This window comes from Aeromonas sp. PI_26 (genome assembly GCF_027854445.1).
Classification (GTDB): Bacteria; Pseudomonadota; Gammaproteobacteria; order Enterobacterales; family Aeromonadaceae; genus Aeromonas; species Aeromonas veronii.
In genome coordinates this window covers 153677-178634 of the sequence record NZ_JAJNOE010000005.1, presented here as the reverse complement: position 1 = coordinate 178634, position 24958 = coordinate 153677, and the positions used below count along the sequence as shown (strand labels likewise).

The window sequence follows — 24958 nt, the reverse complement described above, 5'->3', positions numbered from 1 at the left end:
CGGCAATGCCGTCATGTGATCCGATCAGCGCAAGACTAGCGGGTTTGATATGGGAAAAAGGTGATCGCTGATAATAAAATTCCGTAACTTAGCGGTATTTTTGCCAAAAAAACAGGGCCCCGCAGGGCCCCGTTTTCACTTGAGTCAGACTCAGAGCTCGACCACGTCGAATTTCACGTCCGGATTCACATCCGCATCGTAATCGACCTCGTCCAGACCGAAACCGAACAGACGCAGGAACTCCTGCTTATAGCCGGTGTAATCGGTCAGGTCGGAGAGGTTCTCGCTGGTGATGGATGGCCACAGGTCGCGGCAGGTCTGCTGCACGTCTTCGCGCAGTTCCCAGTCATCCATGCGGATGCGGGCCTGATCGTCCAGCGCCATGTCGGAAGCGTAGAGACGGGTGCGCATCATGCGATCCACCTGCTCCATGCACCCTTCGTGAATGCCCTTCTCTTTCATGATCTTGAAGGCCATGGAGATGTAGAGCGGCATCACCGGAATGGCGGAAGAGGCCTGGGTCACCACGGATTTGAGCACAGCCACGTGAGCGGTGCCGCCCTTGGCAGCCAGATCGCCACGGATGGCTGCAGCGGCGCGATCCAGATCTTCCTTGGCGCGGCCCAGAGTGCCATGCCAGTAGATTGGCCAGGTCAGATCGGTACCGATGTAGGAGTAGGCCACGGACTTGGCGCCGTCAGCCAGCACGCCGGCATCACGCAGGGCAGCCATCCACAGCTCCCAATCCTGACCGCCCATCACTGTGATGGTGTTCTGGATCTCTTCCTCGTTCGCCGGCTCGACGGTGGCGGTGATGATCTGGTCCTTGTTGGTATCGATGGCGGTGGTGGTGTAGACCTCACCGATCGGTTTGAGGGCAGAGCGCACCACTTCGCCGGTTTCCGGCATCTTGCGCACCGGAGAGGCCAGGGAGTAGACAACCAGATCAATCTGACCCAGATCCTGCTTGATAAGCTCGATCACCTTGGCGCGGCACTCGTTGGAGAAGGCATCGCCGTTGACGCTCTTGGCGTAGAGGCCTGCCTCTTTGGCGGCCTTGTCGAAGGCGGCAGAGTTGTACCAGCCAGCGGTACCGGTCTTGGACTCGGAGCCCGCTTTTTCAAAGAAGACGCCGAGGGTGGCGGCGCCGCTACCGAAGGCAGCCGCAATCCGGGAGGCCAGGCCATAACCGGTGGAAGCGCCGATCACCAGCACCTTCTTGGGACCATTCTCGATGGTGCCCTTGGCCTTGGTATAAGCGATCTGGCGACGAACATTGGCTTCACAACCGACCGGATGAGTGGTGGTGCAGATAAAGCCGCGAACCTTGGGTTTGATGATCATATGGGGTCTCGGATCCGTTTAATGGATGAAATCGGGGCATAAGATACCTCATCTTGCCGCGATAAGGTGCTCTGATGTGTTGAACTGCGGCAAAAATGGGCATCCGAAGGTGGCAATCATGGTCCATGCCATGGTGCCACCTCACGGCAACTAGCAGGCAATGCGGGTGATGTGGCCATCCTGCAGCTTATAGAAGGCATCTTGCGGCAACTCCTGTGACCAGGTCGCCTCATAGTCGAGATCGGCATAGACGCCACGCAGCATGGCACCGAGCAGACCGTGGGAGATGACGATGGCCCGCTCGGCGAGCGCGGGATCCTGCAACCATTGGTGTGCCCGGCGCTGAATGCTCTCGAAGCTCTCGGCCCCCGGTGCCTGCAGATACCAGTCCCCTTTGCCGGTATCGAGCTCGGGATGAGCGAGCCGCAGCACCGGGATCTGGCAGCTCTCCCACTCCCCCATCCCCAGCTCCATCAACCGATCGTCCCAGATGATGCGATCAACTGACAGTCCCAACTGCTCGCACACCAGCAGCGCAGTCTGACGGGCGCGACCGAGCGGGCTGGCATAAACGGTCCAGCGGGCAGGATCCGCCAGTTCGGCGGCAAGGCGCCGCCCCATGGCGATGGCTTGCGCCTCCCCCTTGTCGGTCAGATCGGAGTTGCAACGCCCCTGCAGACGCTGCTCGGCATTGAAGCGGGTCTGGCCATGGCGCAGCAGATAGATGAGTCGAGACATGATTTCTCCAGCACGTTCAGAGAGATAGAAAAATAAAGGGGGAAGATGATAACAGATGAGCCCGAAGGATGGCCCAAACAGAGAGGCTAAAACGGGCGTAAAAAACGGGTCAAGGCTGACCCGTTTGCTGCCAATTTGGCCAGAGTGTATCGGCTCAGCCCTTCTTGATCTCCCGCAGATAGCGGTAGATGGAGTGGACCGAGATCCCGAGCTGGCGCGCGGCAATCTGGGCGCTGTCTTTCAGTTCGAAGATCCCCATGTCGTGCAACTGGTTGACGATGACTCGGGTCTTCTGGGACGGAGGCACCGCCTCGTTGCCGCGCACCTCGGCACTGACGGTATCTATGGTGCTGTTGAGCGCTTCGTCGATGTTGCGGGCGAACACCTCCGGGGTGGCATGGCTCTCGTGGGGATGCATACACTCCGGCATCATGGTGCGCAGCACGGATTGCAACGGGGCATCCATGTCGCTGTTGATGCAGAGCAACCCGATGGCCCTGTGCTCCCCGTTGCGGATCACGGTGGTGATGGAGCGCAGGGTCTTGCCGGTGGCGCACTTGGTCATGTAGGGGCTGGAGATATCCTGCCCGCTCTTGAGCTTCATCATCGCCAGGTTGGTGATGGGAGCGCCGACACTGCGGCCGGTGATATGGCCGTTGGCAATCTTGACGATCGAGGGATTGCGCGCATCCAGACTGTGGAGCAGCACTTCGGTGTGCTGGCCATACATGGCGGCGATGCCGTCCACAATGTTCTCCATCGACTTGAGGATCTCAAAATCGCTCGGACTCAACTCTTGCAGCTTCACAATGGGACCTTCTTGCAAGGGTTGCTGCCGGACAATGGGCGCCGGGCAGCAACCGACAGGGACATCAGGCGGACATGATATCAATAATGGTGCTGTCTGTGGCAGACATGCCCTCCTTCACCATCTGGCCGACGTTGCGGATGGTCTGATCCACGTCACCGGCGACGATCCCCTGCCCCGACACCGAGTGGCTGTTGAGGGCCATCAGGAAGCCGCGCACCGCCGCGCCGGAGGAGGTACTCACCTTCATGGCGCAGGAGGCCTTCGCCCCGTCGCACACCATGCCGGCACTGTCGCTCAGCACGTTCTGGATGGCGAAGCAGGATTGCTCGAAGCTGCCGCCCGCCAGATAGACCATGGCCATGGAGGCGGCCGCGCTGGTCACGGTATTGCCACAGAAGGCCGACAGCGGCGGATAGTGGGACTTGATATAGATGGCGCCCAGATGGCTCATGATGAGGGCGCGAGCCAGCTGCTCTTCGCTGGCCGCAAAGCGCTCGGCAATTACCATCACCGGAATGGTGGCGGCAATGCCCTGGTTGCCGCTGCCGAAGTTGCTCATGGCTGGCAGGGTCGCGCCCCCCATGCGGGCATCGGAGGCAGCCGCCGTCATCATCACGATGCGGTTCATCACATCCTCGCCGATAAGACCGGCATTGATGTTCTGCTGCATGGTGCGGCCGATCTCGAGACCATAGGGGTTGTTCATCCCCTCGGCGGAGAGCTTGCCGTTAAGCTCGGAGGCTTTGAGGATGAACCTGATCTGCTCGAACTCCACCTTGGTGGCGAACTCGTAGATGGCGGCGATGCTGATATCGACGCCATCGCAGATGGAACCGGTGGCGCCGCCCTGGCTCTGATCGGCGGTGAAGGTCACCTCGCCATCGCGGCGCTGCTCGACGATGCGGGTATGACCGCCGCAGAGGGTCACTTCGGCGCTGTGCTCTTCACCCTTGTCATCAGAGCCATAAACGGTCACGCGGCAGAAGATAAACTCGGGGGCGGCGGTGCGGCTCACCTGCACCTTGCCGGCATCGATCAGCTGCTGGGCACGCTCCACCTGTGCTGGCTGGATCGCGGCCAGCACCTCCAGCCCGGCATCGGCGTTGCCGCCGATGGCACCGGCCGCGGCCGCAATGGCCAGACCGATCTTGCCGGTGCCCGGCACATAAACACCCATCGAGTTTTTATAGAGATTGTCCGACACCGCAACCTCGAGGCGACCGGGCTCACAGCCCAGTTGCCGGGTGGCGACAGCCGCGGCATAGGCGGCGGCGATTGGCTCGGTACAACCCAGCGCTGGTTTGACAACCTGTTGAATAATCTGCAGATACTGCTGCCACGCTTGTTTCATCACTTGAACCTTTTTATCAGCATTAACGAGCGATATGGGCGATCGCTTCCACTTCAACCTTGACGCCCATCGGCAGATCCTTCACTGCGAAGCAGCTGCGCGCCGGACAATCTTTCTGGAAATAGGCTTTATAGACCTCGTTGAACGCGGCAAAATCGCTGATCTCGGCGAGGTAGCAGGTGGTTTTGAGCACGGTATCCAGCGAGCCGCCAGCGGCTTCCAGCACGGATTTCAGGTTTTCCAGTGACTGGCGGGTCTGGGCGGCAATGCCCCCTTCCACCACACCACCCTGCTGCTTGCAGACCGGCAACTGACCGGAGGTAAAGATAAGGTCGCCATAGGCAGTGCCGTGGCTGTAGGGACCGATAGCGTCAGGTGCCGCTGCTGCTGTGATGATGCGTTTCATATAGCCACTCCTGTTTGTGCAATTTTTTTTGCAATCATGAATCTCATTCCGCTCAACATTATTTGCTTTTTATTTTATCCATTCAACAAAAAGATACAAAAATGGCGTTTGAAGGCACCTTTCGGCCTCAATATAAACCGTGATCACCATCCTGATTTGAACAAAAGTACTCTTATGGGCATTGTTTATGACAGTTTTATTCAACTATATTTGCGCCGCTTTCTCCCACCCCTACAAAAAAGAAGGTTTTAATGGACGCGCATAGCACTACACTCGCCAGCCCCGTGATGGGCACGCTGGAATGGAAAGAAGCGGTTCGCTTCGACAGCACCGACTGGGGCTGGATCATCATGAGCATCGGCATGGCCATCGGCGCGGGGATCGTCTTCCTGCCGGTACAGGTGGGTCTGATGGGCTTGTGGGTCTTTCTGCTCTCGGCGGTGATCGGCTACCCCGCCATGTACATGTTCCAGCGCCTCTTTATCAACACCCTGGCCACTTCGCCGGAGTGCAAGGATTACCCCAGCGTCATCACCGGCTACCTTGGCAAGAACTGGGGTGTGCTGCTCGGCGCGCTCTACTTCGTGATGCTGGTGATCTGGGTCTTCGTCTACTCCACTGCCATCACCAATGACAGCGCCTCCTTCCTGCAGAGCTTCGGCGTCACCGACGGCCTGCTCTCCGAAAACCCGCTCTACGGTCTGGTGCTGATCTGCGGTCTGGTAGCACTGGCCTCGCGCGGCGAGAACCTGCTGTTCAAGATCTCCACCTTTATGGTGCTGACCAAGATCAGCGTGGTGGCCGTGCTCGGCCTGATGATGGTGGACAAGTGGGATGCGGCCAACATCACCGCCATGCCCGCTGCCGGTGACTGGATGAAGGATGCCATCATCATGCTCCCCTTTACCCTCACCTCTATCCTATTTATCCAGAGCCTGAGCCCCATGGTGATCTCCTACCGCTCACGGGAAAAGTCGCTGGAAGTGGCCCGCTTCAAGGCGATGCGCGCCATGAATATCGCCTTCGGCATCCTGTTCGTGGTGGTGTTCTTCTACGCGGTCTCCTTCACCCTGGCCATGGGCCACGATCAGGCGGTCAAAGCCTCCGAAGAGAATATCTCCGCGCTGGCCATGGTGGCCCAGGGGATGCCCGGCCAGACCCTCAAGCTCCTGAGCCTCACCCTCAACATCTTCGCGGTAATGACCGCCTACTTCGGCGTTTACCTCGGTTTCCGTGAAGCCTGTCAGGGGCTGGCGATGAACCTGCTGCGCCGGGTGCTGCCGGAAAACCGCATCAACAAAGGATTGGTAGGCAAAGGGATCATGGTGTTTACCGTCATGCTCTCCTGGGGGGCCATCGTGCTCAACGCACCGGTACTTAGCTTCACCTCCATCTGCAGCCCTATCTTCGGCATGGTGGGTTGCCTCATCCCGGCTTATCTGGTCTATCAGGTACCGGCGCTGCACAAGTACAAGGGCACCTCCCTCTACATCATCATCGTCACCGGCCTGCTGCTCTGCGTCTCGCCCTTCCTGGCGTTCAACTGATCGGTTTCCTCTTATCTACCGCGGGTCACCTTCGGGTGGCCCGTTTTCTATTGGCTCGGCTGACGGCGCCCCGCCCGGAAGTAAAAAGCCAAGGGGATCACAACTTGCAACCGGCCATCACCCAAGGGAGGCCGCTCGGAGTACTATTCAGGCAACACGACTCACGCCCGCACTCAGGTATCGAGGCTTAACATGAAATGGATTTTCAACCCCGCCATCCGGCTGGGCAACCAGCTCTCCTTCAAATACAAATTCCTGCTCTGGTCCTGCCTGATGCTGCTGCCACTGGCCTACAGCATGACCAATCTGCTGGGGCGGCTGCAGGATGACAACGTCCAGGCCAACCGCGAGCTGGCGGGAGTGGTCAATCTCGCCCCCGTGCCCACTATCGAGCAAGCCCTGCTCACCCATCGCAATCTGGTGACCCGTCACGCCTATGAAGTGGATCCGGTCGGTGATGATCAGGTCAAGGCAGCCGCACAAGCAGTTGATCAGAGCCTGCAAACCTTTGCCGACACCCGCCAGAACAATCCCTCCTTTGAGGTGATCCAGCAGGGCTGGGCCGCCCTGCAGAGTGAAGCGGGCAAGCTGGAAGTGGAGCAGAGCAACCTGCACCACGACAAGCTGCTGACCGAGGTGCGCCACCTCTACAAGCACATTACCGCCAGTAGCAGCCTGATCCAGGATCCGGCGCTCGGTACCTACTACATGGTGATCCTCGCCAGTGAGCGGTTGCCGCAACTGCGCGACCTGCTGGCTCAGGTGCGGGATCGCGCCGCCACCATCGCCGATTTCGGCCTGTTTCAGGCCGAGGGCTACAGCGGCCTGCGTTTTCGTCTCGACCTGATCAGCGCCACTCTGCAGGAGCTGGAGGCCGATCTGACCCTGCTATACCAGATGGAACCCGCCTACCGCGCCGAGCTGGGTCAGCAGACCGATGCTCTGATACAGCTGGTGCGTCAGGGGGTCGAGACCATGGAAAACAAGATGATGAAGGATCAGCTGGTGCAGCTCTCCACCAAGGAGGTGCAGGCACTGGGGGATAAGATGGACGAGGCTATCACCGCGCTGGCAGGCCAGGTACGCCAGCGGCTGGAGGCCGACCTGCATCAGCGGCTGGCCGCCAACCAGCGCCACTTCTGGTGGGTCACCGCGCCGCTGACCGTCAGCTTGCTGCTCTACCTCTACCTGATGATCGGCGCCTATCTCTCCCTGCGCGACACCGTAGGGCGGGTGCGTGATATTGCCGCCCGGGTCAACGCCCAGGATCTCAGCCAGCATATCGAGATCGTCGGTCAGGACGAGCTGGCCGCCATCAGCCGGGATTACAACGTGACCCTGGAGACCCTGCGCACCCTGATGCGGCGAGTGCGTGAAAATGGCGTCACCGTGGTGGAGAGCGCCACCGAGATCGAAGCGCGCACCTGCCGCTCACAGGAGGTCATTGCCGATCAGCAAGGGGAGACCCATCATGTCGCTACCGCCATCAAGGAGCTGGCTGCGACTTCACAAGACATGGCGGGCAACGCCCTGCAAGCCGCCCGCATGACCCAGGAAGCGCAGAACGTGGTCGGCCAGGGCGAGGATGTGGTGGAGCGCACCATCAAGGCCATCGACCATATCAACCGCGAAGTGCTGCGCACCGCCGACACCATCGGCCAACTGGAGCAGCAATGCAGTCAGATTGGTGGCGTCATCAGCGTGATCCGCGGCATCGCCGAGCAGACCAACCTGCTGGCCCTCAACGCCGCCATCGAAGCGGCCCGTGCCGGTGAGCAGGGTCGCGGCTTTGCGGTGGTGGCCGACGAGGTGCGGTCTCTTGCCAACCGCACCCAGGGGGCTACCGTCGAGATCCAGCAGATGATTGAACAGCTGCAATCCGGTGCCCGCGCCTCGGTCACCGCCATGTCGGCGGTCAGCCATGAAGCGCAGGAGGGGGTCGGGCTGGCGCAGGAGGCAAAACAGGCTTTTGGCGCCATCACCGAGAAGGTGGATCGGATGGTCGATACCAACGCCATCATCGCCAGCGCCATCGAGCAGCAGGGCGCCGTGGTCAACGAGATCGAACGCAACGTGGTGCGCATCTCCGATGGCAGCGACGAGGCGTTGCAAGTGGCCAACGCCGCCCGCGATGCCGCCCGCCAGATCCACCAGCTCACCGAACAGCTGCGCGCCATGGTACAGAGCTTCGTGCTGTAACAGAGCGCTGACAAGCCGGGCTCAACGTGAGCCCGGCATTATCCCGGTCTCGCCCCTGCCCACAACATCTCGGTTGCTCGGATCATCCAGAAAATCTCTGCGGCCCACTTGCCGGGCAAACGCCAACAAAGTAGTCTCGAACGAAAACAAAATGCGGCATTCCCGACACGCACGGTCTGCGATGTCGAGGGAAACCAAGCCGCCTGCGAGCCACAGATTAAAACCAGCGTCACGTCATCTATCACCCGCTTCAAGCGAGGGTTTACCCATGGCCAGATACCAGTTTTTTACCATTCCGGCGTCCAATCGGCAGCAATACACCTTTATCGACATGGCGTCTCCGACTTTTCTGAGTGAAAAGGCGGCACTGCTGACCCAAGGATTCGAGGTGGAGGAGGACTTTATTGACGCGACCACTCCACGGGAGGCCGTCGAGAAGTACCAATCCAATTTTCTCTATGTAGCGGATGAGATAGGCAAGTCCGATAGCAGCTACGCCGCGGCCGTCGCCATGCTGGAGATTGGCAAGGGGTTATTGGGCAATAAAACCCGCTGAGATAAGGCACCGCGGTGAAGAGTGGTGGCCATCGTGGCAACGCGCCCGATGGCCATATGGCAAGACATCAATTCGGTAAGTCAGAAGCGCCCCAGCTGCTGGAGCATCTCGATCAGCTCCTCTTCGCTGCTCGGCTCATAGGCCAGCTGAAGGCTCGGCGCGGCGCCTCCCATCAGCATGTAGACATTGGTGCTGCAGTGGTCGTAGTGATACCACTTACCGTCGATACAGACGTCGGTATAGCATCTCGGGTCCCTTTTCAGTTCCATATGCACATCCTTTTGTTACATCCCATCAACATCACTCCTGACCGTAAAATAACCACCGAGGTTCAAGCTTGATGCAGATCAATGGAAGCGGCTGAAAGGGATAGATATCTGCCAGATCTGTGGCTTGCGGATGCCCCGAGCCATCATAGGTTATCCAAATGAAGATGGACCGAGCGCACCGTCATATCGCCGGATGGCCCCCGGTAACAAAAACGGCGCCCGCAGGCGCCGTTTTTGATTTTCCCTCAAAAGCGAGGGGCAAACAGAAGGCTTATTCGTCTTCCAGATAGGCGTAGCCTTGCAGGCCCAGCTCCAGCTCGTCGAGCAGGGCTTTGCGAGTGGCATCGTCCAGCGCCGGGTGAGCGGCGATCCGCTGGTAGTTTTCGCGGATCACGGACGGGTCGATGTTGACGTAACGCAGCAGCTGATCGACGGTGTCGCCGCGCACCACGTTGCGAATGTCCATCTTGCCCTCTTCGTCCAGCCACACTTCCGCGCAGTGGGTGTCACCGAACAGGTTGTGCAGATCGCCGAGGATCTCCTGATAGGCACCGACCAGGAAGAAGCCGACGTGGCACTCTTCGTTCTCGCCGTAGACCGGCATTGGCAGGGTGCTCTCGACCCCCAGACCGTCGACATAGTGCTCGACCTGACCGTCGGAGTCACAGGTGATATCCATCAGGATACCGCGACGGCTAAGCGGACGATCGAGACCAGCCAGCGGCATCACCGGGAATACCTGACCGATACCCCAAGCATCCGGCAGGGACTGGAACAGGGAGAAGTTGGCAAAGCACTTGTCCGCCAGCTTTTCACTCAGTTCGTCAGCCAGCGCACGGTGGTTGCGGTTGACCGGGTTGAGCATCTCTTTGAGCGCCAGACAGGTGTTCTGGTGCAGCATCTCGGCCCAGGCACGCTGTTCAAGGTTCAAGAGGCCCATGGTGTACTGGGTATTCACGTCACCCAAATCTGCCACCGAGTCATGGAAGATCTCCAGCAGGGAGGGATCTTCGCTGCGCAGATCCAGCCAGCCTTTCCACATGTTCTGCAGAATGGTCGGCGCATCTTCGTCCGGCGCGCTGATGTCGTTCATCTCCACCCCTTCGGCACCAATGATATTGGTGACCAGCACGGCGTGGTGGGCAGTCAGGGCACGACCGGACTCGCTGATGATGGTCGGGTGCGGCAGGTCGAACTCGCGGCACACATCGCCGATGCCCCATACCACGTTGTTGGCGTACTCGGAGAGGCTGTAGTTGGCGGAGCAGTGGCTCTGGGAACGGGTTCCCTCGTAGTCCACGCCCAGGCCGCCACCGACGTCCACGACTTCGATGTTGGCACCGAGGCGACGCAGTTCAGCGTAGAAACGGCCGCACTCGCGGATGCCGCCCTGAATGTCGCGGATATTGGCGATCTGGGAGCCCAGATGGAAGTGCAGCAGTTGCAGGCAATCCAGCTTGCCCAGCCCGCGCAGACGCTCGATCAGCGCCAGGATCTGGGAGGCGGAGAGACCAAATTTGGACATGGAGCCGCCGCTCGATTCCCACATGCCGGAGCCGGTGGAAGCGAGCTTGGCACGCACCCCGATATTGGGCTTGATGTTGAGACGAGCTGACTCGTCCAGCACCATCTCCAGCTCGGAGGGCTTCTCCACCACGATGTAGACCTTGTGGCCCATCAGGTTGCCCAAGAGGGCGTGGCGGATATATTCGCGGTCTTTGTAACCGTTGCAGACGATCACCGAGCCTTGCTCATGGTGATGGGACAGCACGGCCAGCAGTTCCGGTTTGGAACCAGCTTCCAGGCCAAGCCGGGGCTTGTCGCTGTAGGACTGGCTGATGGTCTCGATGACACGACGCTGCTGGTTTACCTTGATCGGGTAAACGCAGAGGTAGTCCCCTTCATAGCCAGACTTTTCGATGGCCTGACCAAAGGCGTTGAACAGCGCATCGACCCGACTCTTGAGGATGTCGGGGAAGCGCAGCAACACGGGGGTGGTCAGCCCGGACTGACGCAACTGTTCGATGGCGTCAGAGAGCACGATATGCGCGTCAGGGCGTGATTTGTCGGGGGCGACGGTCACATGACCGGCGTCATTGATATTGAAAAAACCCGCACCCCAGTAGGGAACGTTGTAGACCTTCAAGGAGTCCTTGCTGGACCAGTTAGTCATGGGCTATGCCTCGCAAATGAGCGACCCAAAGTCGCCTTCGTTACCCTCAATCACATCCAGACCATCTAGTGCAGAGTACGGCGAGCGCTGCCATCACGAGACGCAGCCACCCAAACCAACCCTTGGCACATCGCGGCAAGCCAGAGGCTGCCTGGTGGATCTTGGGGAAGTAACGAGTCTTGATGTGGGGCTGGTGGCTTTACATCAAGCTCAACGGTATGCGGTGCCACTATGCCGTAGCGCCGCGGTACTTTGATGACAGACGACATCAGCCACGCCGTCAGTTCATCATTCGGCAGCGATCCCGACAGAAGGAGAGGGTTCCAAGGAAGAGAAGCGAAGGCGCCAGCACGCATGCGTGTTGATAGACGACAACAACCACAGCCCACCTCACCGTCAGTGACCGCCCATGACAAGGGAAGATGATGAGCCGGTGGCCCACTCGGTCAAATGAAGGATGAGAGTCTGTTGTTCTCCCTGATACCGGAGCCTAACCGGTATTAAAGAAACCATTCCCCAGCAGTGTCTGTCGTTTCTGCGTGCCTCGCCCTATAGGCGTATGATCGGTCGGGTTTCTGGCGGCTCTGCCTGCTTCAGGGTTGCCCTTGGATCGGCGCGGAGTGTACACACTTACCGCAGGCAGTGACAATAAAAAATAGTGTTCAAAATCCCCTTTTAATAAGTCGATCAAATCTTGCTGGCGGGCAGGCGGGCTCTGGGATGGCGCAGGTTATGCGACAGCCCGGTTTCCCCTTGAAAAGTGTGCGAAAACGCCATGGTTGGGCTGACGCCTTGCTGTGCGGTGGCTGAGGGGAATTTGGTCGCCACCGCCAGCGCCTAAATATCGTAATAAATGCAAAATTTATGCGGTCTCCCTCCCGGACGTTGCCCCGCGCGCCGCACATTCGCCGCTCTTCCCTTGCGTCAAAAAATGGGAAAAACCTGCGCTGACGCAATGAGTGCCCCGCACGGATTGGCCACAATGACCGCTCACAATCGGTTAGAGGCTGACTAATGGATACCCTGCTTGAGCGTTTTCTGCGTTACGTAACTTTTCATACCCGCTCCGATGAGACCAATCCAGCCTGCCCGAGCAGCGAGGGACAACTGATCTTTGCCCGTGCCCTGCAAGAAGAGATGAAGGCGCTGGGGCTGACCCGGGTCACCCTGGATGAAAACGGCTACCTCACCGGCTGCCTGCCGGGCAACCAGCCGGACGCCCCCGCCATCGGCCTGATTGCCCACATGGACACCGCCGACTACGAGGCAGAGCACGTAGTACCGCAAATCATCGAAAACTATCAGGGCGGCGACATTTGCCTTGGCAAGGGTGACGAGGTGCTCGCCATCCGTGACTACCGCTTCCTGAAAAACTACCTGGGTCAGGATCTCATCACCACCGACGGCACCACCCTGCTTGGCGCTGACGACAAGGCGGGCATCGCCGAGATCCTCACTGCCATCGACCACCTGCAGGCCCAGCCCGAGATCCCCCGTGGCGATATCTGGGTCGGCTTTACCCCGGATGAAGAGATCGGCCGCGGCGCCAACCTGTTCCCGCTGGAGAGATTCCCGGCCAAGTGGGCCTATACCGTGGATGGCGGCGAACTGGGCGAGCTGGAGTATGAAAATTTCAACGCCGCCAGCGCCACGGTGCGTTTTATCGGCAATAACGTCCACCCCGGCACCGCCAAGGGGAGCATGATCAACAGCCAGACCCTGGCCGCCCGCTTCCACGCCGCCATGCCTGCCGAGCAGACCCCGGAGTGCACCGACGGGTATGAGGGCTTCTTCCATCTGGCCCAGATGAGCGGCACCGTGGAGGAGAGCACCCTGCACTACATCATCCGTGACTTCGACGACGAGCACTTCGCCGCGCGCAAGGCCGCGATGCAGAGCCGGGTGGCCGCCCTGCAGGCCGAGTATCCCAAGGCCCGCATCGAGCTGGCCCTGACCGACAGCTATCGCAACATGCGCAGCCAGATCGAGCCGCACATGCATATCGTCGAGCTGGCCAAGGCCGCCATGGAGGCCGCCGACGTGGTGCCCAAGATCAAACCCATTCGCGGTGGTACCGATGGCGCCCGCCTCTCCTTTATGGGTCTGCCCTGCCCCAACCTCTTCACCGGTGGTCACAACTTCCACGGCAAGCACGAGTTCATCCCGCTGCAATCCATGGAGAAATCGGTCGCCACCCTGGTGGAGCTGGTGCGCCTCACCGCAGCCTGGCGCGGTTAATCGGTAGCTGTCATTACCAGGGCAAAGGGGGGAGCCGGTTTACCAGCTCCTCCCTTGCTATCTGGCCATCACCCATCAAGAAAGGGAAACCGGGGAGAATCGCTCAGGAGCAACTGGCTGCCGCTGCCATCAAACTGTCATCCCGCTGACATGTCGCGGGAACAGTGTCACATCATGCTGGGAGCAACGGATCGCCGGAGCCCTCCAGATGTTCACTATCGATACCCTGCTGACCCAGCACTTCCCCCGCCTGCTTGGCTACCCCCTGCTCACCCCGCTGTTAAAGCGGCTGCTGGGCTGGCTGCTCAACGAACAGGCCTTTGCCGACTTTGCCACCCGCTACCCGCACCTGCGCGGCCTCGACTTTGTCGAGCAGGCGCTGACCCAACTCGATTTCGACTATCGGGTCAGCGAGGCGCAACTCGAGCATATTCCCGCCAGCGGCCGGGTCATTCTTGTCGCCAACCACCCCATCGGCTCGCTGGACGGACTGGCGCTGCTGCAACTGCTCGGCCGCATCCGACCCGATGTGAAGATCGTCGCCAACCAGCTGCTGGCCCAGCTCGCGCCGCTGCGCCCTCTGCTATTGCCGGTAGACAATATGGAGGGCAAGACCGATCGACAGGCCATCCTCGCTATGAATGAACACCTCGCCCATGAAGGGGCGCTGGTGATCTTCCCCGCAGGTGAAGTCTCGCGGCTTGGCCTCAAGGGGGTGAAAGATGGCCCCTGGCAGGCAGGCTTTATCAAACTGGCCCAGCGCACCCGCACCCCGCTGGTGCCCATCCATCTGGGGGGGCGCAACAGCCTCTGGTTCTATCTCGCCTCCTGGCTCAACAAGCCCGCCTCCGCCCTGTTGCTGGTACGCCAGCTGTTTCGCCAGCAGGGGCAAACCCTGCCGGTGACCATAGGGGCGCGCATTCCGCTCGGCAGTTATCAGGAGCTGCCCGCCAAGACGGCGGCGCGGCTGGTGCGCAACCACCTCTACCGGATTGGCCGTGGCAAGGCAGGGCGCCTGCAGACCGAGGCCCCCATCGCCCTGCCGGAGGATCGCCGCCAGCTCAAACAGGCCATCGAAAGCTGCGAACAGCTCGGCACCACCCCGGATGGTCAGGGGATCTACCTCTATCGCCGCCATGAACTGAGTCACTCGGTGATCCTGCGCGAGCTGGGGCGGCTGCGGGAGATCGCCTTTCGCGCTGTGGGGGAAGGGTCTGGCAAGCGGCGGGATCTCGATGGCTTTGACAACGACTATCACCACCTGATCCTCTGGGATCCGGCCCGGCTCGATATTATCGGTGCCTACCGGTTCGCCCCTGTGGCCGAGCTGCTGGCCAGCAAGGGGAAGGATGGCCTCTACAGCCACACCCTGTTCGGCTTTGAGGATAAGCTGCTGCCCCGGCTGGAGCAGGCCATCGAGCTTGGCCGCAGCTTTATCCAGCCCGCCTACTGGGGCAAGCGGGGGCTCGATTATCTCTGGTTCGGCATCGGTGCCTATCTGGCCCGCTATCCCCGCTACCGCTACCTGTTTGGCCCGGTGTCGCTCTCCGGCAGCCTGCCGCCGGCGGCCAAGGATCTGCTGGTTAGCTTCTACCGCCAGCACTTTGCCCCCGCGCTGGCGCTAGCCCCCTCCCGCCGTCCCTACCCCGAGACGCAGCCTCTGTTCGAAGGGGTGGATTACGGCGCCGATCTCAAAGCACTCAAGGCCCGTCTCGACAATCTGGGCTGCGCCATCCCTACCCTCTACAAGCAGTATTCCGAGCTGTGCGAGCCGGGCGGCGTCCAGTTTATGGATTTTGGCATCGACCCCGACTTCAACCACTGCATCGACGGGCTGGTGTGGGTCGATGTGAGCCGCATCAAGCCCCACAAGCGGGCCCGCTATATCGGCAGTCATCTGGCCGAGCCGCGCTCATAGCCCTGCAGGCGCCAGGCAAACAGCCAAAGGCAAAAAAGGAGAGAGAGGCCATCGCCTCCCTCTCCTTTAGCTCTCATGCTCAGCACCTTTTCGAGGCGCTCGGCCCATCTGGCGTTACTCGGCCGCCTTGCGATCCGAGTGGCCGAGATCCCGCTCAGGGGCGATAACATCGCGCACCCGCTGCTTGATCTCCTTGGCCTCGGGGAAGCCGTCATCGACCACCCGATCCCACACCTGCACCCCGTTCACCAGAATGCGGAACTCCCCCTTGCTGGCCGGCACCAGCGCCACCTCCCCCAGATCGCTGTCAAAGGTGGAAAGCAGCTCCTGCGCCAGCCAGGCGGCGCGCAGCATCCAGCGACAGAGGGTGCAGTAGCGGATTTCGATGCGGGGTTTGCTGATCAGGGTTTCAGACTCGGTCATGAGTGACTCCATAAAAAAAGCGGCCAATGGCGGGAAATGGCGTACCGCCACCCAATGGCCAATCCCGGTTCGGTCAAATCAGCGCTGATCAACCCCATGAAAATCGGCCAGCCAATGGCGGGCAATGGTACGCATCGCCGATTCTGGCAGCTCGAACAGGCCGGGAGCAAGAGGGCCTGCCGCCAGCATCCGGATCCCTTCCATGATCTCCGCCAGCACCAGATAGACATATTCGCCAATCACGGCGCCATGGACGAAGTTGACCGCCTCGCCCCGGTTGAGCAGGTAGATCTGGGTACCATCCGGCCGGTTGAGGGCCAGCACATGGGGGCACACCTCTTCGCTCGGCCACGGCAACTGGGCCAGCGAGAAGGCAAACTCGTCATCGGCCGAGGTGACCGAGGCCACCATGGTGCCGGGGCGCAGCGCCTGCAGATCCGCCAAATCCAGCGAGCCGTTGCCGGTAGAGCAGATCACCAGCTCGGCGCGGCTCAAGGCTTCAGCCTTGGTGATCAAGCGAAAACCGTGAGAGAGCGCTTCGACCTGTCGCAGCACATCTGTTTCCACCAGCCCGAGATGGAGGTTGCGACAGCGCAGGTCGCGGGCGATGCTGCGCCCCACCTTGCCATAGCCAAACAGCACGGCTTCGCAGACGTTGAAAGTACGGTTGAGGTTACGAGCCAGCGACTCCGCGGAGTAGACCACGCTCAAACCAATCTGGATATCCTCGGCCTGCTTGAGGGGACTGCGTGCCACCGACACCACCGGGGTCGCCAGCACCTCCTGCTCATAGCGTTGATGGCCGTTCTCGGTCATCTCCACCACCCCGAGGAAACGGGGGCCGAAGTATTCACTCAAGATCACCTGGGTTTTGGCAAAGTAACCGCCAATATCGAGGATCAGCAACCGCTCGTGGGGGGCCACCAGCGGCGCAATCTGCTGGATGAGGCTGTCGGGTTCATTGGTCCAGCGTCGGTTGAGGGGCAGCACCGGATAGTGCTGGGATACCCACTCCAGGGTCGGGCCGTGTACCGATTTCGGTTTGGGCAAAATGGCACCAATCCGTCCAATCTGACCGAGAGCGTCGATAAAACGGGGGCGATCGGGAAGCAGGTGAGTGACCAGCAGAATGCAGAGACCATCGATACGTCCCTGTCCGGTGAAATGGCGAAAAAACAGATGCTCAGATCCTTGACTGCGCAACTGTGGCCTCCTTATGTGCCGCAAAGCAGGCAAACAGAACCCGGCGCGGCCGGGTTCTGTGTGTGTCCAAATAAAATGAAAATCCTTTTTATCTGAAACACATAGGGGGCTCAATCATTATCTGCCAAGAGTATGAGCAGGTATGCAAAAATGGCGCCATTTGACCATTTTCCACACAAGTATCAGTACAAAGAAGCAGCAGGCCAGACCCACCATAGGCTGAGCCCGGTTCCCGCGGCAGCGAGCAGGATCAACCCACCCCAACGCACTGGCCAGGGTTTGTCACGCAACGCCCACTCCAGCAGCGGCAGCAACCAGACCGGCAGCAACACCACCAGCGGCACCTCCACATATTGCCAGGCCAGCATCTGGACGAAGGCGAGGGCCAGCGCCAGACCGGCGGGTGCTACCTTGATGCCAACAAAGGTGGCAAGCAGGGCGCGAAAACCGGCAAAGGCTGCCAAGGCACCTGCCAGCTGGGCAATCAGCAGGCTGCCATCGATGCCGATCACCAGCGCCAGCCAGATAAAACCGAGGGCAAACCCGAGCCCCTCGCGGCTGTCACCGCGCAAGGTGCTCCAGCCAAACCAGAGGATGGCGGGCAGCAGTGCCAGCCAGATCCCGGGCTCGCTCGCCAGTACCGAGGCCAGCCCCTGCCACCACACCAGCGCACTGAACACCGCAAAGAGCAGCAGTGAACCGCGCAGATCGTTCACCTGAGCCGCAATGGCGGGCACCAGCAGGGTCAGCGGCAGCCACTGCCACGCCTTGGCCGGAATACCATAGAGACCGCCGAGCAATGAGCCCACCAGCCAGAGCGCCAGCGCGCCCCACAGATAACCCAGTCGCGGCCAGCGCCACGATAGCAAAGCGGCTCCCAGAGGAGCCGCCAGGGTTTGCAGCAGAAGTTCCGCGCCCATTACTTGCGCACGCCTTCGACAAACAGGTTGATGTTCATCTCGTCCGGAATGCCGGGCAGCATGTAGCTCACGCCAAAGTCACTGCGCTTGATGGTGGTGGAGGCGTTGAAGCCGCTGCGGTAGCCGCCCCAGGGATCCTTGCCCTCACCGATCTTGACCAGATCGAAGGCCACTTCCTTGGAGACACCGTGCAGAGTCAGGGTCCCTTTCAGCACGCCTTTATCCTTGGTGCCCTCGTAAGCGGAGCTGACGAAGGTCATCTTGGGATACTGCTTCACGTCGAGGAAGTCCGGACTGCGCAGGTGCTTGTCGCGGGCCTCGTGATTGGAGTCGACGCTGGCGGCATCCACTTCAAAGCTCGCCTTGGCGGCCGCCGGGTTGGCGTCATCCATGCTGAAGGTGCCGCTGAAGGTGTTGAAGCGACCCACCAGCTCGGAGAAGCCCAGGTGACCCACCTTGAACTGCACCGTGGTGTGCGCCGCATCCACATCATAATCCGCCGCCATCAGAGGGGTAGCCATAAACAGGCAGGAGGCCAGCAGAGCCTTGGTCATTTTCATCCGTTCGTTCCTTCATCTTGGGGTTCACATCAGTGGTTAAAATGCTAACCTCGTTCTGAAGATGAATAATCAGTGATTTATTAAATTCATTATTTACTGAGGATGGAAAATGGACCAGATCGCCGCCATGCGTACCTTTATCAAGGTGGTGGAGTGCCAGAGCTTTACCAAGGCCGCCAACCAGCTCGGCATCTCGGTCGCCATGGCCTCCAAGCTAATGCAGCAGTTGGAGGAGTCCCTCGCCACCCGGCTGCTGTCGCGCACTACACGCCAGGTCAATCCCACCGAAGCGGGGCAGTTCTACTACCAGCGCTCCCTCGCCCTGCTGGCGGAGCTGGAAGAGACCCACAGCCAGCTGACCCACCACAACCAGCAGCCGAACGGCACTCTCAAGCTCTCGGTGCCGATGGATTTTGGCTATCTGCACCTCTCCCCCGCCCTACCGCTGTTTCGCCAGCGCTTTCCCGATCTCAAGCTCGATATCGAGTACAGTGACCGGCGGGTAGCGCTGGTGGAAGAGGGGTTCGATCTGGCGCTGCGGATCGGCCACCTCAGCGACTCCTCGCTGGTGGCGCGCCAGCTGGCCACCATTCGGGTCGAGCTTTGCGCCAGCCCCGCCTATCTTGCGCGCAAGGGCAGACCGGAAAAACCCGAGGATCTCAAGCAGCACGACTGTCTGATCTACACCCTGACCCAGCCGGAGTGGCACTTCAAACGGGGAAGCGAGCAGCAGAGCATCCGGCCACAGGGGCCGCTGCGGGCCAACAACGGGGTGGCGCTGACTCGCGCCGCTTGTGATGATCAGGGCATCATATTGCAGCCCACCTTTATCGTGGGGGAGGCCCTGCGGTCAGGACAGCTGGTCAGCCTGCTGCCGGAGTGGGACAAGGGAGAGGTGGGACTTTATGCGGTCTATCCGCACCGCCGCTTCGTCTCGGCCAAGGTGCGCTGCTTTATCGAGTTCGTGCAGGAGCGCTATCTCGCCCCGCAACAGTGGGATAAGCCGTGATGATTGCCAGAGCTGAGGGTACGGCCTGACTGTCCGGCCTGCTGGTCTGGCTTGAAACCTAACGCTGGCCGGATGCGGTGGTGGATGCGGCAACAGGGGTGAGCTTGGCTAGCAGACGCTCCTGCTCGAGGCTTAACTGCCAGCGTGGCAAACGGGTGCGTATCACCGACAACTGCTGCTCACTGAAGGCATAGGGGAGCGCCACTTCAATCTCGGGGCAGTCAAACATGGCGGCCAGCTGCAGGATCAAAATGAGGTTTGCCTCGTCGGTCTTGTGCTTGTTGACCCGTTTGCGGATCTCGTGGCACAGCTGGGTTTCGGGGTCCTGGGTCATCGCCTGCCAGCCGAAACCGAACAACGGCACCAGCGCGCTGACAATCCCCAGCGCCGTCATCGGCTGCTTGGGGGGATGATAGAGTGCGTTGAGATCCAGCAGAACAGGATTCTGACGAACCTCACCATCACCAAATAAAATCGTTTTCGTCATTGGATTACCCGTTATATTCCACTAGACTGCGCCGCATATTTTACCCCGATATGCCAACGAGGTGCTGATGCTAAGCGATATCGAGATCTCCCGCCAGTCCCCCCGTCTCTCAATCCACGCGCTGGCCGAACGCCTCGCCATCCCCCAACACCTGCTCAGCCCTCATGGCCACTACAAAGGCAAACTCAGCATCGACCTGCTCACGTCTCAACCCACACAGCGCGGCAAGCTGGTACTGGTGAGCGCTATCACCCCGACCCCGCTCGGAGAAGGGAAAACGGTGACCACCCTTGGCCTCTCCATGGGGCTCAACCATATCGGCCAGCCCAGCATCGCCACTATCCGCCAGCCGAGCCTCGGGCCGGTATTCGGGGTCAAGGGGGGCGCTGCCGGTGGCGGCCACGCTCAGGTGGTGCCGATGGAGGAGATGAACCTCCACCTCACCGGCGATTTTCACGCTCTGACTGCGGCTCACAATCTGGCGGCAGCAGCCCTCGATGCCCGGCTGTTCCATGAGCGCAAACTCGGCGACCAGTTCACCGCCAAAACCGGCCTGCCGCGGCTCGATATCGATGCTGACAACATCCTCTGGCCGCGCACCCTCGACATGAATGACCGCGCCCTGCGCCACCTCACGATTGGACAGGGGGGCGCTGCCGATGGTGTGGAACGCAGCGATCGTTTCGTCATCACCGCCGCTTCCGAGCTGATGGCCATTCTGGCGCTGGCGAGCGATCTGAAAGACCTGCGTCAGCGCATCGGCCGCATCCAGCTGGCCCGCGATATCCACGGCAAGCCCATCACTGCCGAGCAGCTGGAAGTGGCGGGCGCCATGACGGTGCTGCTGAAAGACGCGCTGCAGCCGACCCTGATGCAAACCACCGAGCAGACGCCGGTGCTGGTGCACGCTGGTCCCTTTGCCAATATCGCCCACGGCAACTCCTCGGTGATCGCCGATCGCATCGCCCTTGGCCTGACCGACTATGTGGTGACCGAGGCGGGTTTTGGCTCCGACATGGGGCTGGAGAAGTTCTTCAACATCAAGAGCCGCCAATCCGGTATTACCCCCGCCTGCGTGGTGCTGGTGGCCACGGTGCGCGGCCTCAAAGCCAACAGCGGTCTGCTCGATATCCGACCGGGCCAGCCACTGCCAGCCAGCCTGCAGGGGGAAGATCTGCCAACCCTCAAGCAAGGCTGCGCCAACCTCGCCTGGCATATCCGGAACGCCCGCCGCTACGGGGTGCCGGTGGTGGTCGCCATCAACCGCTTCCCCACCGACAGCGAGGCCGAACTGGCGCTGCTGGCCCATGAAGCCCAGCAAGCCGGTGCCTGTGGCGCGGCCATCTCCAACGCCTTCACCCAGGGTGGTGCCGGTGCCAGCGAGCTGGCCCGCGCCGTGGTCACCGCCTGCGAGCAACCAGGTAAGGTGAAACTGCTCTACCCCGACGAGGCGAGCCTCGACGCCAAACTGGCGACCCTGGTGGAGTGCGGCTACGGCGGCCGCGGAGTGCAGCTCTCCGACAAAGCCCGCCAGCAGCTGGCCCAGCTCTCCGCCGAAGGGTGGGATCACTTGCCCATCTGCGTGGCCAAGACGCCGCTCTCCATCAGCCATGACCCCGCCCTCAAAGGGGTGCCGACCGATTTCGAGGTGCCCATCGACGAGGTGAAGCTCTGCGCCGGTGCCGGGTTCGTCTATGCGCTGGCGGGCCCCATCATGACCATGCCGGGGCTGGGCAGTCTGCCTGCCTATCGCCATATCGATATCGATGAGAACGGCGAGATAGTCGGCCTGAGCTGAGCCCTTCCACAACGCTAGAAACAACAAGGCCCCGCCAATTGCGGGGCCTTCTGTTATCCATGCATCAACCCTTAGAGGGTAAAGCGCTGGGTCATATGGTGCAGGGTGTTGGCCAGCTTGCTCAGCTCGACGCAAGCCTGGGCGATCTGATGAGCGCCCTGGGCATTCTCGTCAGCGGCATTGTGAATGTTGACGATGCTGCGGTTGAGCTCTTCGGTCACCGCGTTCTGCTCTTCGGTGGCGGTGGCGATCAAAGTGTTCATGTCGGTGATGCGCACCACGGCACCGTTGATGGTCTCGATACTGGTACCGGCATCCCGTGCCAGACCGACACTCTCCTGCATCTGGTGACGGCTCAGCTGCATGGCGTTGCCCGCCTCGGCGGCGCGGCTCTGCAGCAGCTCGATCATCTTGCTGATCTCGGCGGTGGAGTCTTGGGTACGCTGGGCCAATGAACGCACTTCATCCGCAACGACCGCAAAACCACGGCCCTGCTCACCGGCACGGGCCGCTTCGATGGCAGCGTTAAGGGCCAGCAGGTTGGTCTGACCGGCGATATCGCGGATCACATCCAGCACCACGCTGATATTGGCGCTATCGGCCTCAAGCTGCTGCACCACTGTGCCCGCCTGTTCAATCTTGACCGACACCTCTTCGATGCTGGCAATGGAGCTGCGTACCACTTCGCTGCCGGCAGCAGAGGTGCGGGAGGCATCCTTGGCGGCGCTCATGGCATCCGTGGTGTTACGGGCCACTTCATTGACGGTGGACTGCATCTCGTTCATGGCGGTCGCCACCTGGGAGACTTCGTTCTGCTGGATGGCCATGCCGCTGGCAGACTGGCTGGAGATGGCGCTCACCTCCTCCACTGCGCTGCTGAGTTGGCTCACGGAGCCGGCGATCTCGCTCACCAGATCGGAGAGGGAACCCTGCATCCGGTTGATGGCGGAGCCCAGCTGACCCAGTTCATCGCGGTTGAAGCGGCTGTCACGGATCCACTGCTGCAGTTCGCCCTGACCCAGATCGCCATTGGCAATACGCTGGGCCTGACGGGCCAGCATGATCAGCGGGTCGCGGATCTGGCGGGTCAGTACCACGGAGAGCACCACCACAAGGATCAGGCCGATCACCAGCGCGATGGTGACGCTCAGGTTGGCGGATTGATAAGAGTCGACAATATCGCTGCGGGATTCAGACGCATAACCATGGTTAATCTGGATAAGGGAGGCCACTGACTTGCTCAGCGCGGTGTAAAGGGGAACCCCCTCCTCAAGGAAGATGCGTTGGGCTTCGGCAAGCTGATCGCTGTCTTGCAGCTGTTTGACTCGCTGGTGCAGGGCGACGTAACGATCCCAGTCAGATTTCACCGTATCGAAGGTACGGCGCTCCGCCACATCCTCAGGCCAGATCGTCTTGTCATGGGCAATCAGCTGCTGCGCGATCGAGTTAAGCTGCTGACTGGCAATATTCCGATATTCAGCCCTTTTCAGCGGCTCGCCGGCCACCACGAAATAACCCAGCTCATAACGACGCAACTCACCGAGAGAATCCCCGATCGCGCTGGTGCGATTGACCGCTGGCAAGATGCTGTCGGTAAACCGGATGGCAACATCATTCATGTTGCCAAACTGGACAAGGGCAAAACCGCCGATAAAGGCGACCATCAAACCGAGCACGGCAAAGCCGGCGGTGAGTTTTTTACCTATGGTCATGGTACTGGTATTCATGGGATATCCTGGTGGTCGTTAAATTCGTAGCACTCGTCCGGTTCACGCCCTCCTGGCATGAACTATCTGGCCACCTGTTCAGTGGCGCACCATCCAACCTTGATGAATATCTCTGAATTCCATGAGCGGCAGCGAGAGCCGTGAGGGGGCGCTAGAGTAACCGGATTGTGATGGTTCGGAAAGAGTCTGTCCGGTTACTTTTTGTAAGGTGAAAACGAGGAATTTATCGTGCTCGATTAAATATACCGCTCAGATGAATAAATCGAAAAAATACATAACGTTTGCATAGTGCAAGCCGCACGGGCCAAACCGTTGCAGGCCGCCACTCTCATCCGGAACCAATGAAAAACGCCAGCAATGGCTGCTGGCGTCTCGTTTATTCAGCAAGGCGGTTACAAAATAACCGCCATCTTATCCGCGCAGGCCGCCCAGAAATTCGGCCCGGGTATCGGGTTGGGTCTTGAACACCCCACCGAGGGAGGTGGTGGTGGTGTAAGAAGTCGAATCCATCACCCCGCGCGCCTTGACGCAGTAGTGGGTCGCCTTGATGCTGATGGCCACATCCTTGGTGCCGAGCAGGGTCTGCAGCGCCAGCAGGATCTGCTGGGTGAGCCGCTCCTGCACCTGGGGACGGCGGGCAAAGAACTGCACGATGCGGTTGATCTTCGACAGGCCAATCACCTTGCCTCGAGGGATATAGGCCACATGAGCCATGCCGTCGATGGTGACGAAGTGGTGCTCGCAGGTGCTGGTGAGGCTGATGTCCCGCACCATGATCATCTCGTCCACCTGCATCTTGTTCTCGATCACTGTCACCTTGGGGAAGGTGGAATAATCGAGGCCGGAGAAGATCTCATTGACGTACATCTTGGCGATGCGATGCGGCGTCTCGGCCAGACTGTCATCGGCCAGATCCAGCCCCAGCGTCTCCATGATGGAGCGCATATGGCCTTCGATCTTCTCCCGCTTCTGCTGGCTGTTAAGCTCGTTGGTGACCAGGGGGGTTTCCAGTCCCTGGGCTTCGAGGGCAGCCCTGACCAGCAAGGCTTCCGGACTTAAGGTTGTCATTATCTTCTCTCCCACGCTCAGGGACTGTGAGGGCAGCTCATCGAGCAACCCCTTATGTTATGGCGGCGTACAGGGCCGACGGTATCGCTGTAATGGTCGCCACTCGGGATGTAACGGCCATCTGTTATGGCGGCATAGTAAACGGCCATTGCCGCCAAGATTCAAGTCAACTTGTGCGTCACCTCATACTTTATGGCCATCTCACCCCGTTTC

Annotated in this window: 21 protein-coding genes; 7 read left to right on the top strand and 14 right to left on the bottom strand. The window is 60.3% G+C overall.

Annotation, left to right across the window (positions count from 1 at the left end; translation table 11 throughout):
• Nucleotides 1-150 precede the first annotated feature (150 nt).
• The 5 genes from fabV to LRL22_RS08050 all read right to left on the bottom strand — a co-directional run bounded on the left by fabV (nt 151) and on the right by LRL22_RS08050 (nt 4650).
• On the bottom strand, nt 151-1344 hold the full coding sequence (fabV, locus tag LRL22_RS08070) for an enoyl-ACP reductase FabV (RefSeq protein WP_270905122.1): 1194 nt from the start codon (nt 1342-1344) through the stop codon (nt 151-153).
• A 150-nt stretch (nt 1345-1494) separates the two neighbouring features.
• Complete coding sequence (locus tag LRL22_RS08065) at nt 1495-2082, bottom strand: histidine phosphatase family protein (protein ID WP_270905121.1); 588 nt, start codon at nt 2080-2082, stop codon at nt 1495-1497.
• A 154-nt stretch (nt 2083-2236) separates the two neighbouring features.
• Nucleotides 2237-2890, bottom strand: a complete 654-nt coding sequence (locus LRL22_RS08060; RefSeq protein WP_005334376.1) for a helix-turn-helix transcriptional regulator — start codon at nt 2888-2890, stop codon at nt 2237-2239.
• 64 nt (nt 2891-2954) lie between these two features.
• Nucleotides 2955-4244, bottom strand: coding sequence for an L-cysteine desulfidase family protein (locus LRL22_RS08055; protein WP_270905120.1), 1290 nt, complete (start codon nt 4242-4244; stop codon nt 2955-2957).
• A 22-nt stretch (nt 4245-4266) separates the two neighbouring features.
• Entirely contained in the window at nt 4267-4650 is a 384-nt protein-coding gene (locus LRL22_RS08050; RefSeq protein WP_005344164.1) for a Rid family detoxifying hydrolase, read from the bottom strand.
• A gap of 251 nt (nt 4651-4901) precedes the next feature.
• Between LRL22_RS08050 and LRL22_RS08045 the strand changes: the two genes are divergently transcribed.
• From LRL22_RS08045 to LRL22_RS08035, 3 genes are all read left to right on the top strand, one after another.
• Complete coding sequence (locus tag LRL22_RS08045) at nt 4902-6197, top strand: amino acid permease (RefSeq protein ID WP_021229327.1); 1296 nt, start codon at nt 4902-4904, stop codon at nt 6195-6197.
• 192 nt (nt 6198-6389) lie between these two features.
• The gene (locus LRL22_RS08040; RefSeq protein ID WP_270905119.1) at nt 6390-8396 is read left to right on the top strand and encodes a methyl-accepting chemotaxis protein; all 2007 of its coding nucleotides are present in this window, start codon (nt 6390-6392) and stop codon (nt 8394-8396) included.
• A 268-nt stretch (nt 8397-8664) separates the two neighbouring features.
• Nucleotides 8665-8952, top strand: a complete 288-nt coding sequence (locus LRL22_RS08035) for a hypothetical protein (RefSeq protein WP_005361772.1) — start codon at nt 8665-8667, stop codon at nt 8950-8952.
• Nucleotides 8953-9032: 80 nt separating this feature from the next.
• Here the strand turns inward: LRL22_RS08035 and LRL22_RS08030 are convergent, their stop codons facing one another.
• Nucleotides 9033-9221 (bottom strand): hypothetical protein, encoded by a 189-nt coding sequence (locus LRL22_RS08030; RefSeq protein ID WP_005334402.1) that lies wholly within the window; start codon nt 9219-9221, stop codon nt 9033-9035.
• A gap of 271 nt (nt 9222-9492) precedes the next feature.
• Nucleotides 9493-11394, bottom strand: coding sequence for a biosynthetic arginine decarboxylase (gene speA / locus LRL22_RS08025; RefSeq protein ID WP_005344160.1), 1902 nt, complete (start codon nt 11392-11394; stop codon nt 9493-9495).
• Between the two features lie 1014 nt (nt 11395-12408).
• On the opposite strand from speA, the gene pepT reads away from it, so the two are divergent.
• Nucleotides 12409-13632, top strand: coding sequence for a peptidase T (gene pepT / locus LRL22_RS08020; RefSeq protein ID WP_270905118.1), 1224 nt, complete (start codon nt 12409-12411; stop codon nt 13630-13632).
• 208 nt (nt 13633-13840) lie between these two features.
• On the top strand, nt 13841-15550 hold the full coding sequence (locus LRL22_RS08015) for a lysophospholipid acyltransferase family protein (protein WP_270905117.1): 1710 nt from the start codon (nt 13841-13843) through the stop codon (nt 15548-15550).
• A 114-nt stretch (nt 15551-15664) separates the two neighbouring features.
• Here the strand turns inward: LRL22_RS08015 and LRL22_RS08010 are convergent, their stop codons facing one another.
• From LRL22_RS08010 to LRL22_RS07995, 4 genes are all read right to left on the bottom strand, one after another.
• The gene (locus LRL22_RS08010; RefSeq protein ID WP_005344153.1) at nt 15665-15973 is read right to left on the bottom strand and encodes a SelT/SelW/SelH family protein; all 309 of its coding nucleotides are present in this window, start codon (nt 15971-15973) and stop codon (nt 15665-15667) included.
• 78 nt (nt 15974-16051) lie between these two features.
• On the bottom strand, nt 16052-17176 hold the full coding sequence (locus tag LRL22_RS08005; protein ID WP_216951723.1) for an adenosylhomocysteinase: 1125 nt from the start codon (nt 17174-17176) through the stop codon (nt 16052-16054).
• Nucleotides 17177-17358: 182 nt separating this feature from the next.
• Nucleotides 17359-18096 (bottom strand): hypothetical protein, encoded by a 738-nt coding sequence (locus LRL22_RS08000; protein ID WP_201980853.1) that lies wholly within the window; start codon nt 18094-18096, stop codon nt 17359-17361.
• Complete coding sequence (locus tag LRL22_RS07995) at nt 18096-18656, bottom strand: YceI family protein (protein WP_005334411.1); 561 nt, start codon at nt 18654-18656, stop codon at nt 18096-18098. Before LRL22_RS07995 ends, LRL22_RS08000 begins: the two co-directional genes overlap by 1 nt.
• Nucleotides 18657-18765: 109 nt before the next feature.
• Here LRL22_RS07995 and LRL22_RS07990 point away from each other — a divergent pair, with 109 nt between their 5' ends.
• On the top strand, nt 18766-19665 hold the full coding sequence (locus LRL22_RS07990) for a LysR family transcriptional regulator (protein ID WP_064336533.1): 900 nt from the start codon (nt 18766-18768) through the stop codon (nt 19663-19665).
• A gap of 58 nt (nt 19666-19723) precedes the next feature.
• Here the strand turns inward: LRL22_RS07990 and LRL22_RS07985 are convergent, their stop codons facing one another.
• A complete protein-coding gene (locus LRL22_RS07985; protein ID WP_270905116.1) occupies nt 19724-20152 on the bottom strand; it encodes a hypothetical protein in 429 nt (142 codons plus the stop codon).
• A gap of 67 nt (nt 20153-20219) precedes the next feature.
• Between LRL22_RS07985 and LRL22_RS07980 the strand changes: the two genes are divergently transcribed.
• Nucleotides 20220-21950, top strand: a complete 1731-nt coding sequence (locus tag LRL22_RS07980) for a formate--tetrahydrofolate ligase (RefSeq protein ID WP_270905115.1) — start codon at nt 20220-20222, stop codon at nt 21948-21950.
• Nucleotides 21951-22021: 71 nt separating this feature from the next.
• On the opposite strand, the gene LRL22_RS07975 is transcribed toward LRL22_RS07980, so the two are convergent.
• Nucleotides 22022-23677: a methyl-accepting chemotaxis protein gene (locus LRL22_RS07975; RefSeq protein ID WP_270905114.1), complete on the bottom strand. Its 1656-nt coding sequence runs from the start codon at nt 23675-23677 to the stop codon at nt 22022-22024.
• Nucleotides 23678-24088: 411 nt separating this feature from the next.
• The gene (folE, locus tag LRL22_RS07970) at nt 24089-24745 is read right to left on the bottom strand and encodes a GTP cyclohydrolase I FolE (protein ID WP_042054628.1); all 657 of its coding nucleotides are present in this window, start codon (nt 24743-24745) and stop codon (nt 24089-24091) included.
• Nucleotides 24746-24958: the final 213 nt, after the last annotated feature.

What these genes read in the sequence shown, in the direction of transcription:
- speA (WP_005344160.1), bottom strand. Translation starts at nt 11,394, where the DNA reads ATGACTAACTGGTCCAGCAAGGACTCCTTGAAGGTCTACAACGTTCCC.
- LRL22_RS08050 (WP_005344164.1), bottom strand. Translation starts at nt 4,650, where the DNA reads ATGAAACGCATCATCACAGCAGCAGCGGCACCTGACGCTATCGGTCCC.
- fabV (WP_270905122.1), bottom strand. Translation starts at nt 1,344, where the DNA reads ATGATCATCAAACCCAAGGTTCGCGGCTTTATCTGCACCACCACTCAT.
- LRL22_RS07985 (WP_270905116.1), bottom strand. Translation starts at nt 20,152, where the DNA reads ATGACGAAAACGATTTTATTTGGTGATGGTGAGGTTCGTCAGAATCCT.
- LRL22_RS08035 (WP_005361772.1), top strand. Translation starts at nt 8,665, where the DNA reads ATGGCCAGATACCAGTTTTTTACCATTCCGGCGTCCAATCGGCAGCAA.
- LRL22_RS08055 (WP_270905120.1), bottom strand. Translation starts at nt 4,244, where the DNA reads ATGAAACAAGCGTGGCAGCAGTATCTGCAGATTATTCAACAGGTTGTC.
- pepT (WP_270905118.1), top strand. Translation starts at nt 12,409, where the DNA reads ATGGATACCCTGCTTGAGCGTTTTCTGCGTTACGTAACTTTTCATACC.
- LRL22_RS08040 (WP_270905119.1), top strand. Translation starts at nt 6,390, where the DNA reads ATGAAATGGATTTTCAACCCCGCCATCCGGCTGGGCAACCAGCTCTCC.
- folE (WP_042054628.1), bottom strand. Translation starts at nt 24,745, where the DNA reads ATGACAACCTTAAGTCCGGAAGCCTTGCTGGTCAGGGCTGCCCTCGAA.
- LRL22_RS08065 (WP_270905121.1), bottom strand. Translation starts at nt 2,082, where the DNA reads ATGTCTCGACTCATCTATCTGCTGCGCCATGGCCAGACCCGCTTCAAT.
- LRL22_RS07990 (WP_064336533.1), top strand. Translation starts at nt 18,766, where the DNA reads ATGGACCAGATCGCCGCCATGCGTACCTTTATCAAGGTGGTGGAGTGC.
- LRL22_RS07995 (WP_005334411.1), bottom strand. Translation starts at nt 18,656, where the DNA reads ATGAAAATGACCAAGGCTCTGCTGGCCTCCTGCCTGTTTATGGCTACC.
- LRL22_RS07975 (WP_270905114.1), bottom strand. Translation starts at nt 23,677, where the DNA reads ATGAATACCAGTACCATGACCATAGGTAAAAAACTCACCGCCGGCTTT.
- LRL22_RS08010 (WP_005344153.1), bottom strand. Translation starts at nt 15,973, where the DNA reads ATGACCGAGTCTGAAACCCTGATCAGCAAACCCCGCATCGAAATCCGC.
- LRL22_RS08045 (WP_021229327.1), top strand. Translation starts at nt 4,902, where the DNA reads ATGGACGCGCATAGCACTACACTCGCCAGCCCCGTGATGGGCACGCTG.
- LRL22_RS07980 (WP_270905115.1), top strand. Translation starts at nt 20,220, where the DNA reads ATGCTAAGCGATATCGAGATCTCCCGCCAGTCCCCCCGTCTCTCAATC.
- LRL22_RS08030 (WP_005334402.1), bottom strand. Translation starts at nt 9,221, where the DNA reads ATGGAACTGAAAAGGGACCCGAGATGCTATACCGACGTCTGTATCGAC.
- LRL22_RS08015 (WP_270905117.1), top strand. Translation starts at nt 13,841, where the DNA reads ATGTTCACTATCGATACCCTGCTGACCCAGCACTTCCCCCGCCTGCTT.
- LRL22_RS08000 (WP_201980853.1), bottom strand. Translation starts at nt 18,096, where the DNA reads ATGGGCGCGGAACTTCTGCTGCAAACCCTGGCGGCTCCTCTGGGAGCC.